The organism is Massilia aurea (assembly GCF_024753205.1).
In the GTDB taxonomy this organism is placed as follows: Bacteria; Pseudomonadota; Gammaproteobacteria; order Burkholderiales; family Burkholderiaceae_D; genus Telluria; species Telluria aurea.
On record NZ_JANUGZ010000004.1, the window covers coordinates 500403 to 510809 of the forward strand.

Annotated in this window: 8 protein-coding genes; 5 read left to right on the forward strand and 3 right to left on the reverse strand. The window is 65.6% G+C overall.

Going from position 1 to position 10407, the window contains the following annotated elements; genetic code table 11:
- Window positions 1–114: 114 nt before the first annotated feature.
- From NX775_RS17315 to NX775_RS17330, 4 genes are read left to right on the forward strand one after another with little or no spacing between them, the layout of a single operon-like run.
- Window positions 115–765: a response regulator gene (locus NX775_RS17315; protein WP_183554407.1), complete on the forward strand. Its 651-nt coding sequence runs from the start codon at window positions 115–117 to the stop codon at window positions 763–765.
- Between the two features lie 3 nt (window positions 766–768).
- Entirely contained in the window at window positions 769–1749 is a 981-nt protein-coding gene (locus NX775_RS17320; RefSeq protein ID WP_258837113.1) for a hypothetical protein, read from the forward strand.
- Window positions 1746–3293, forward strand: coding sequence for a sensor histidine kinase (locus tag NX775_RS17325; protein ID WP_229424721.1), 1548 nt, complete (start codon window positions 1746–1748; stop codon window positions 3291–3293). Before NX775_RS17320 ends, NX775_RS17325 begins: the two co-directional genes overlap by 4 nt.
- A 26-nt stretch (window positions 3294–3319) precedes the next feature.
- Window positions 3320–5011: a M14 family zinc carboxypeptidase gene (locus NX775_RS17330; RefSeq protein ID WP_258837114.1), complete on the forward strand. Its 1692-nt coding sequence runs from the start codon at window positions 3320–3322 to the stop codon at window positions 5009–5011.
- A gap of 39 nt (window positions 5012–5050) precedes the next feature.
- Here NX775_RS17330 and NX775_RS17335 read toward each other — a convergent pair whose 3' ends face one another.
- The 3 genes from NX775_RS17335 to NX775_RS17345 form a co-directional block, all read right to left on the reverse strand.
- Entirely contained in the window at window positions 5051–6862 is a 1812-nt protein-coding gene (locus tag NX775_RS17335; protein ID WP_258837115.1) for a DUF885 domain-containing protein, read from the reverse strand.
- Window positions 6863–6886: 24 nt separating this feature from the next.
- Entirely contained in the window at window positions 6887–8023 is a 1137-nt protein-coding gene (locus tag NX775_RS17340; protein ID WP_258837116.1) for a branched-chain amino acid ABC transporter substrate-binding protein, read from the reverse strand.
- 84 nt (window positions 8024–8107) lie between these two features.
- The gene (locus NX775_RS17345) at window positions 8108–8593 is read right to left on the reverse strand and encodes an Lrp/AsnC family transcriptional regulator (RefSeq protein WP_183554394.1); all 486 of its coding nucleotides are present in this window, start codon (window positions 8591–8593) and stop codon (window positions 8108–8110) included.
- Window positions 8594–8742: 149 nt separating this feature from the next.
- Between NX775_RS17345 and NX775_RS17350 the strand changes: the two genes are divergently transcribed.
- On the forward strand, window positions 8743–10275 hold the full coding sequence (locus NX775_RS17350) for an aminotransferase class V-fold PLP-dependent enzyme (protein WP_258837117.1): 1533 nt from the start codon (window positions 8743–8745) through the stop codon (window positions 10273–10275).
- The last annotated feature ends 132 nt before the right edge of the window (window positions 10276–10407 follow it).

Genomic DNA, 10407 nt, shown 5'->3' on the forward strand with positions numbered 1-10407 from the left:
GTGTGAAATAATTCCCCTCTATTCCCGGGGCCCATTGCCCCGGCCGTGCATGCCGCACCAGGCACCGCACGCGCAACGCATGTGCACCACAGGCCCCCGCGCCAGGAGAACAAATTGGCAGATCAGAACAAACCCATCCGCGTCATGCTGGCCGACGATCACCCTATCGTCATGACCGGTTTTGCCATGTCGCTCGAAGCGGCCGGCATGCAGGTGGTGGGCCAGGCCAAGACCCCGAGCGAGGCCACCGCGCTGTACGCGGCCGAGCAGCCCGACGTCGCCGTGCTCGACATGCGCTTTGGTACCGAGCTGACCGGCATGGATGCGGCCCAGGCCATCCTCAAGTCCGATCCGTCGGCCAAGATCGTTTTTCTCAGCCAGTTTGACCAGGATAGTCTGATCAAGGAAACCTACCGTCTCGGCGCCCACGCCTTCGTCACCAAGGATTGCGACCCGGCCGACCTGGCCACCGCCGTGCGCCACGCTCACGAGGGCAAGCTGTACTTCCTGCCGCATATCGCGTCCCGCCTGGCCAGCATGGCCGTGCGTGGCGAAGTCACGCCGCAGTCGCAGCTCGATGAGCGCGGCCTGGAAATCTTCAAGTTCATGGCCGAAGGCATGACCAATGCCGAAATCGCCGAGCGGCTCGATCTGTCGACCAAGACCATCAGCAATATCAGCCAGTCGATCAAGGAAAAGCTGGGCGTGCACCGCCAGGCCAGCATCACCCTGCTGGCCGTCAAGCACGGCCTGATCGAGCCGTAAGCGATGGCCAAGCTCCTGCGCCGGATGCAGAACGCTCCACGCGCGCGTTCACTGGCCCCGCTGATCGCCATCGCGCTGGCATTGGCCGCCAGCGGCGCCCATGCCGCCCACGCCGCGCAGGCCGCGCAGGCCCCGCAGGCCACGCAAACGGAGCGCGAGCGCGAAGAAGTGCAGGGCTACCGCTTCCAGATCATTACCGGTGACGACAGCGCGGTCACGCACCGCATCGTCGACGACCTGTACAAGCGCCTGGTGCCGACGTTCGCCGCGTTTCGCACCGAGCTCGCGCAAAAGCGCCGCATGCTCTATATCGCGATCGGCCCGACCGCGCTGCGCGATGCGCTGTCGCGGCGCTGCGATTGCGTCGTCATCTCTGCCTACACGTCCAGCCAGGTATGGCGCGGCCTGACGGCGCGCCTGCCCAAGCCACGCCGCATCGCCATCACTGCAGTGTATGCCGAGCCGGCGCCGAATGACCAGATGCGCCTGGCCGAACTCGTGTACGGCCGGCCGGTGCGCGTAGGCGTGCTGCTCGGCCCCGACACTGCCTTCCTGCGGCCGGTGCTGCACGACGCTGCCGAGATCCAGATGTTCACGCCGGGTGACGACCTGAATCACACCCTTAACAGCATGACGCGTGCCGAGACGCTGCTGGCGCTGCCCGACAGCGACATCTACAACGCCGAAAACGTGCGCAACATCCTGCTCTCGACCTACCGCCGCAAGCAGGGCGTGATCGGTTTTTCGGCCGACATGGTCAAGGTCGGCGCGCTGGCCACCACGTATTCGGAAGTCGAAGAAATCAACGCCCAGGTGGCCGAGCTCACGGCCGATTTCGTGCGCAGCGGCGAACTGCCTGCGCCGCAGTTCCCGCGCTACTTCCGCACGATCATCAACGAAGGCGTGGCCAGCTCGCTCGACCTGCGCGTGACGGATGCTGCGCGCAACTTCGCCCGCCCAGCGCCGGCGCCGGCGGCGCGATGAACCTGCGTTTCTGGCGCGGCTGGGGTGTCGGGCGGCGCATGGCCGTCATCACGATGCTGCCGGTGATCCTGCTGTTTACGTCCTTCGTCTGGTACTCGTGGTACGCGCACCGCGCGCAGGTGGCCGAAGAACTGGCCGAGCGTGGCCGTATTCTGGCGCGCGCGCTGTCCGAGACGTCCGAGTACAACGTCATCTCGGGCAACCTGTCCGACCTGCGCCTGACGATCAATGGCCTGGTGCAGTCCGACCGCAGCATCTACCGCGTCGATGTCATCGATGGCAGCGGGCGCGCCGCCGTGCGCGTGGTGTCCGAATCGGCCGCTGACGCCCAGTCGCACTACTACGAAGCTCCGATCCGCAAGCAGGTTGTGTGGATCAACCTGTTCTCGGACAACGGCACGCCGCACGTGTCGGCGTCGAGCGATTCGCGTCCGCCCACGCTGACCACCGAAGTCGTGGGCTGGGTGCGGGTGACGATGTCGCCGGCGAACATGATGGCCAAGCAGACCGACCGCTTCCAGATCGAGCTGTCGATGGCGGCGCTGGCGCTGGCCGCCAGCGGCATCCTGGCCTGGGTGCTGGCGCGCTCACTGATCGTGCCGCTGCGCGAGGCGATCGGCACGCTGCGCCAGATCCGGGGCGGTAACTTCCGCGTCCATCCGCCGGTCACCACCGGCGGCGAGATCGGCGAGCTGCAATCGTCGATCGGCGAGATGTCGCTGGCGCTGGGCGAATCCAAGCGCGACCTCGAAAACAAGGTGGCCGAGCGCACGCGCGACCTGCTTGCCTCGCGCAACGAAGCGCTGCGCGCCGATGCCGACAAGCGCAAACTGATCCAGAAGGTCAATGAAATCATCGAGGACGAACGCAAGAGCATTGCGGTCGAGATCCACGACGAACTCAATGCGTCGCTGATCGCGGCGCGCCTCGAGGCGCAGGCGATCGGCCTGCTGGCGGCCAAGGCGCCTGCCGGCCCCGAGGTGGTGGAAATCAAGCGCAAGTCCGAGGCGATCACCAAGCTCGCGCTCGACCTGTACGCCAACGGCCGGCGTCTGGTGCGCCGCCTGCGGCCAGAGGTGCTCGACATGCTTGGCCTGCACGGCGCGGTCGAAGAGATGGTGCGCCACTACGACACCACGTCCGGCTGCCGCTTCGACCTGCACAGCGAAGGCGACTTCGCGCGCCTGTCGAACGAGCTGGCCATTTCGGCCTACCGGATCGTGCAGGAGGCGCTGTCGAACGTCATGAAGCACGCCGCGGCGCGCTCGGCGCACGTCAGCCTGCTGCTCGACGAAGGCAAGGGCATGCTGCGCATCCGCGTGGTCGATGACGGCGCCGGCTTCGACACGGCCAGTGCCTCCGAAGGCATCGGCATCATCGGCATGCGCGAGCGCGCCTACGCGCTGCATGGCACGATCGAGGTGCGCTCGAGCCCCGGCGAAGGCACCGATGTCGCCATCGCCCTGCCATTGACGCTGGCGCCCCCGGCGCCGGCCGCGCCCACCGCGACTGCGCCTGCCGCACCTTCCGGCGTCATCCTGTAAGCATCCTTTTTACTAGCGAAGAACACATGGCTACTGCACCCCTCACGCCCTACGAACAAGGCAATTTGAACCAGACCACCACCTGGGCCGACTGCATCGCCTGGTATCACGACCTCGCGCGCCAGTATCCGGCAGTGCTGCGCTTCGAGCAGGTGGGCGTGTCCGATGCCGGCGTGCCGATCCACGCCGGCGTGGTCAGCAGCGACGGCGTGTTCGACCGCGCCGCGATCAAGGCCGCCGGGCGCGCGGTCTTCTTCAACAACAACGGCATCCACCCGGGCGAGCCGGAAGGCGTCGATGGCTGCATGGCGCTGGTGCGCGACTTTTGCCTAGAGCCTGAACGTTTGCATGCGCTGGGCACGACCGTGTTCCTGTTCGTCCCGCTGTACAACGTCGACGGCGCCTTCAACCGCGCCGACACGTCGCGCGTGAACCAGGATGGACCGGAGCAGTTTGGCTTCCGTGGCAACAGCCGCCACCTCGACCTGAACCGCGACTTCGTCAAGTGCGACACGCTCACGGCGCGCGTGTTCAACGAACTGTTCACGGCCTGGGACCCGGACGTGATGGTCGACACCCACACGTCCAATGGCGCCGACTACAGCTACACGATGACGCTGATCCACACGCAGGCCGACAAGCTCGGTGGTGGCCTGGGCGAGTTCCTGCGCGCCGAGATGCTGCCCGCGATGTACGCCGGAATGGACGCGCGTGGCTGGCCCACCTGCCCGTACGTGAACCCGGTGCAGGACAGCCCCGATCACGGCATCGCCGAATTCCTGGAAACCGCGCGCTTCTCGACCGGCTACGCGGCGCTGCATCACACGATCGGCTTCATGCCCGAGACGCACATGCTCAAGCCATTCCGGGACCGCTACGAATCGATGCGCGCGCTGGTCGACGTCGCGCTGGCCTTCACCGTGCAGAACGCGCCGCGCATCCAGGCGTTGCGCCGCGCGGCCAAGGATGCGGGCCGCACGCAAGCCGAGTGGCCGGTGCGCTGGAAGATGGACGAGGCCAATCCGTCGAGCTTCCGTTTCAAAGGGTATGAAGCCAAGTATAAAAAGAGCGTGCTGGGCGACTATTCGCGCCTGTACTACGACCGCAGCAGCGTCTGGGAGCGTGACATCGCCTACTACAACCGCTTCCCGGTGGACGCGAGCGTGCCGGCGCCGCAGGCATACGTGGTGCCGCAGCAGTGGCGCGAAGCGATCGAGCGCCTGGAATGGAATGGCGTGCGCATGGAGCGCATCGAGGCGGACCGCATGCAGCAGGTCGCGTACTACCAGATCGACAGCGTGACCTCGCGCCCGACGGCGTACGAAGGCCACATGTTCCATGACGAGGTGGTGCTCGAACGGCGTCACGCCAGCGTGCAGCTGCGCGCGGGGGATTATTTGGTGCCGCTGGACCAGGACACTGCGCGCTATGCGGTCGAGACGCTCGAGCCACTGGCGCACGACAGCTTCTTCCGCTGGGGCTTCTTCAACAGCGTGCTGGAAAAGAAGGAAGCGTATTCGGAATATGTGTTCGAGGACGAAGCCGAGCGGCTGCTGGCGCAGGAGCCGGAACTGGCGGCGAAGTTCGAACAGTGGAAGGGCGCACATCCCGGCTTGCTGACGAACCAGGAAGCGGTATTGGACTTCATCTTCGCCAACTGCGCGCGCTATCGCGAGCCGGAATGGCGCCGGTATCCGGTGTTCATGATCGAGCGTTAAAACGTACGGTGGACGGCCTGGCCGTCCACCGTACCGGTGTTACTTCGACGCTGCAATCCAGCGATCGACTTTCGCTTCCAGCACCGCCAGCGGCAGCGTGCCTTCATCCAGCACCACGCGGTGGAATGCCGGCAGGTTGAACTTGTCGCCCAGTGCCGCCTGCGCACGCTGACGCAGTTCCATGATCTTCAGGGCGCCGATCTTGTACGCCAGCGCCTGCCCCGGCATCACCATGTAGCGCTCGATCTGGGCGCGCGCTTCCAGTTCCGAGTAGCCCAGCGTCTCGCGGAAGTACGTGATCGATTGATCGCGGCTCCAGCCTTTGGTGTGCATCCCGGTGTCGACCACCAGGCGCGCGGCGCGCAGCATCTCGTCGTTCAGGTGGCCGAAATAATCTTCCGGCTTGTCGAACAGGCCCATTTCCTTGCCCAGCGTTTCGGCGTACAGCGCCCAGCCTTCGGTGAACGCCGTGTTGCCGCCAAACTTGCGGAAGTTTGGCAGGCCCAGTTCCTGGGTCAGCGCGATATGGAAGTGGTGGCCCGGCTGGCCTTCATGCAGGTACAGCGTGACCATGCCGGTGCTGCCGTACTTGGTCGGGTCGTTCACCACCGACCAGAACACGCCGGGGCGCGAACCATCGGCCGCCGGTGACGAGTAATGGTCCGAGGCCGTCTCACGCGTCAGTTCCGGTTCCAGGCGCACTTCGAGCGGCGCCTTCGGCATCAGCGAGAACAGCTTCGGCAGCTTGGTGCGCACGTCGGCGTCGATCTTCTCGAACACGGCGATTACCTGCGCATCCGACGTGAATGGCTTGTACTTCGGCTGCTCCGACACCCAGCGCGGCAGGCCGGCCGCAGGGCCGGTGTAGCCCATCTTCGGGCCGATCTTGCCGTACTCGCCCTGGATGCGTGCCACTTCCTTCTGGCCGATCTCGTGGATCTGCTCAGGCGTCAGGCTCGTCGTGGTCATCGCCGCCACACGTGCCTTGTACCACTCGGCGCCGTTTGGCAGTGCGCCCCAGCCGGCCGTCGTGCGGGTGGCCGGCATATAGTCCTTCTCGACATATGTGGCCAGGCGCGCCAGTGCCGGATTGAGCTTGTCAGCGATCGTCTTGCGGTACGACGCCGTCAGTTTGGTCTTGTCGGCGCTTGAAAAGCCCGCCGGCAGCGCCTTGATCGGGCTGTAGAAAATGCTGGCCTCGGGCGTGGCCGCGACCAGTGCCTTCAGTTGCGGCAGCAGCGACATCATCGGCTCGCGCGGATGCACGACGCCGCGCTTGACGCCTTCGCGCATATTCGCGATCGCCTGGTCGATGTAGGCGACCATCTGGTCCAGGCGGCTCAGGTAGTTGCGGTAATCCTGCGGCGTGGCCAGCGGCTGCGCGCCCTGGCCGCCGGCGTAGTTGGCCATGAAGACCGGCATGTTGAACATCTGGTCCACCGGCAGCAGGTGCTCGGGGAAGCTGCCCAGGCGCAGCGCGGTCTCGAGCTCGAACTTGACGATGTCGTAGCTGGCCTGGTCGCGCGGATTGAGGCGCTCGCGCGGGATCGTGCCCAGGCGTTTCAGGTAGCCGCGGTACAGCGCAAACTGGGCATCGCGGTTCTTCGGCGCGATCGGCAGGCCAAGCTGGCCATCGAAGCGGCCGTCGCCGGATTCGGTCGCCCACACCGGCTCAAAGCGCGCATAGGCATCGTAATACTCGTCGACCAGTTTGTTGATGGCCTTGCCGGCCTGGGTGTCGGCAGCCGATGCCGATGCTGGTGCGGTGGCCGTGACCGGCGCGGCGCCGGCACTGGCGCACAGAAGCAGGGCGGCCGTGGCCAGCACGCCGGTTTTGAAGAATGGGTTCATCGTGTTCGAAGTCCTGGTAAAGAATCAGTAGCTGGCCAGCGGCGTGAGAGCGCCGTTCTTGAATGTGTACACCGTGACGGCCGTTTTCTTCAGATTGCCCTTGGGGTCATAGCCATAGGTGCCAACCACGCCCTGGTAGCTGATCGTGTGCATCGCAACGCCAACTGCCTTCGCATCGACGGTCTTGGCCGACTGGATCGCCTGCGCGATGAACTTGGTCTGGTCGTAGAACGATGGCGCATACACGTCCGGCTCGCGGCCAAAGCGCTTCTTGTAGCCGGCCAGGAAAGCCGCGCCGCCCGGCTGCTTGGCGACGATCGCGCCGGCCTGCGCGCAGCGCACGTTCTCGCCGACGGCGGCGCCGCCGAGCCTTGCCATCTCGGGGCTGCACAGCGTGTCGCCACCCAGCAGCGGCACGTTCAGGCCGAGCTGCTTCATCTGGCGCACCATCGGCGCGGCCTGCGGCGCGTAGCCGCCGTAGAAGATCGCATCGACCTTCTTGGCGCGCAGCGCGGTCAGGATCGCGGCGAAGTCGCTGGCCTTGTCGTTGGTGAACTCGTGGCCCGCGACCTTGATGCCGGCCTGCTGCGCCTGGCGCTTGAACTCCATCGCTATGCCCTGGCCGAACGCCGTGCGATCGTCGATCACGCCGATGTTCTTGATCTTGAGTTCCTTGGCTGCGTAGCCGGCGACCGAGGCGCCCACCTGCGTGTCGCTCGCGACGATGCGAAACACGGTGGGGTAGCCGCTGGCGGTGATCTTGGGATTGGTGCCGACCGTCGACATCAGGATGCCGCTGTCGTTGTAGACGCGCGAGGCGGGAATCGCCACGCCGGAGTTGTAAGGACCCAGCACGAACTTGACGCCGGCGTCGGCGAATTTCTGGGCGACGGTGACGCCCTGTTTTGGGTCGCCCGCGTCGTCTTCGGATTGCAGCACGAAGCGCAGCACGTTGGCGCCGACCTGGATCTTCTGTGCGTTGAGCTCTTCGATGGCCATGCGCACGCCGTTTTCATTGTCCTTGCCGGCAAACGCATTGGCGCCCGACAGCGGACCGCTGACGCCGATCTTGACGACCTGCTCGGCAGCGTGCGCGTGCACGCCGATGGTGGCAATCAGTGCGGCCAGCGCCAGCGGCGCCATGGTGATTTTCGATGGCATTGACTCAGTCTCCCGTTGATGTGGACGGGCGCCATCATCGCACGATTCGGGCGCGCGGCGAAAGCGCAGAACGCCTGTAAAGACTCAGGCTGGCGTGCCGTGCGAGATCAGTTCGAGGGGCAGGGCGGTGGTGGACTTGATCTGTTCCATCGAGAAGGCCGACGACACGCCGGTCAGGCGCGCGGTCTTGATCAGCTTTTTATAAAAACGATCGTAGCCGGCGATATCGGTGGTGACGACCTTGAGCAGGTAATCGACGTCGCCGCTCATGCGATGAAATTCCAGCACCTCGGGCAGCGCGATCACGGCAGCGGCAAAACGCGCCAGCCATTTTTCGTCGTGCTCGGGGGTCTTGACGCTGACGAATACGGTGACCGGCAAGCCGACCTTTTCGCGATTGACGATGCTGACGCGGCTTTCGATGAAGCCTTCTTCTTCCAGGCGCTTGACGCGTTTCCAGCAAGGCGTGCTGGACAAACCCACCTTTTCGCTCAGGCCCGAAATGGACAAAGTGGCATCCGCCTGCAGGGCAGCGAGGATCGCGCAATCAAACTTGTCGAGTGAATTCATATTCCGCATTGCTGGTTATAAGAATAATTATCCTACTGTTTGATTGAAAACCAGAAAGTTTAGGACGTATTGACCGTCTTTAGCTCGTACCATATTACTGGACAATAACATGTTGTGCGACACCTTTTTTATATTTTTGGCACCTATTCATGCAGACCGAAATTTACCTCGACACCAATGCCACGTCCCCGGTATTGCCCGCCGCCGCTGCCGCCGCCATGGCCGCCATGCAGGACGGCTTCGGCAATCCGAGCAGCAGCCATGCCACGGGCCTGCGTGCCCGGGCGCTGCGCGAGAGCGTGCGCGCCAGTGCGGGCCGGATCGTCGGCGCCGGGGACGGCCGGTTGATGTTCAACAGCGGCGCCACCGAAGGCATCCAGACGGCCGTGCTCTCGGCCCTGTGCGCGGTGCGTGAGCGCCGTGCGCGTGGTGAAGCCTGCGGCGACATCGTCCTGATCGGCGCGACCGAACACAAGGCGATACCCGAAAGTCTGGCGCACTGGAACCGGCTGCTGGGCACGGACCTCGAGCTGCGCATGCTGCCGGTCGATGGCGATGGCCGCCACCGGCTCGATGTGCTGCGCGCGCTGGCGCCGCGCGCAGCGCTGGTATGCACGATGGCGGCGAACAATGAAACGGGCGTCGTATCCGACCTGCGCGGCATCGAGGCGGTGCTGCGCGATGTTGGAAGCGCTGCACTGTGGCTGGTCGACTGCGTGCAGGCGCTGGGCAAGCTCCCGCTCGACCTGGCCGCGAGCCGCATCGACTACGCGCCGTTCTCGGGGCACAAGCTGTATGCGCCGAAAGGCATCGGCATGCTGTACGTGCGCCGCAGTGCGCCGTACACGCCGCTGATGTGCGGCGGCGGGCAAGAGGATGGCCAGCGTTCGGGCACCGAAAACATGGCCGGCATCGCGGCGCTGGGCGCCGTGTTCTCCGCGCTGGAGCGGGGCGATACGTTCCGTGACGGCGCGGCACTGCTGGCGTGCCGCGCGCGCCTGGTGACGGCGCTGGAAGCAGCCTTGCCAGGCATCGTGTTCAATGCGCCCCTGGCGCAGTCGCTCCCCACGACCATCAACTTCTCGGTGCCGGATGTGGCCAGCGCCACGCTGCTCGACCTGTTCGATGCCGCCGGCATGCGCGTCAGCGCCGGCTCGGCGTGTTCGGCCGGGAAGGCGGGGTCGAGCTATGTGCTCGATGCGATGGGCGTACCGGCCTGGCGCAGCGCGGCGGCGGTACGCCTGTCGTTTGGCGCGCTGCTTGACGACGCATCGCTCGATCTGGCCTGTGAGCGCATCGCGCGCTGCGGCGCGGCGCTGGCCACGCCGATGCCTGTGACAGGCGCCGAGCCGGCGATTGATGGCGCCATCGACAGCGCAATGCTGGTGCCCGCCGATGCTGCCCGTGACTGGCTCGCTGCGCATCCGGACGCAATCGTGATCGACGTGCGCAACCTGCGCGAACACAGTGTTGCAGGCATGGTCCGCCTGCATGGCCGCGCGGTACGCAACGTGCCGCTGGCGTGCGTTGCCGACCAGGCGCCCCAGTGGCTGGGCGCGACGGCGCCGCTGCTGTTCGTCTGCCGCAGCGGCGCACGCAGTGCCCGCGCGGCGCAAGCCTTGCGCGCCATGGGCCATCCGGGCGCCTGGTCGCTGGTGGGCGGATTCGCACTCGTTATCTGATCTCGGGTAGCATGGCCCCGATGCCCGTGCATCGGTGGGGTGTGTTCGTCAGCGCACAGTAACGACGCTGGTCTTTGCCTAGCATGAGATCAGCCGTGCGCGCCCAGCGTTTCCTGCCCTGATCCGTCCCGG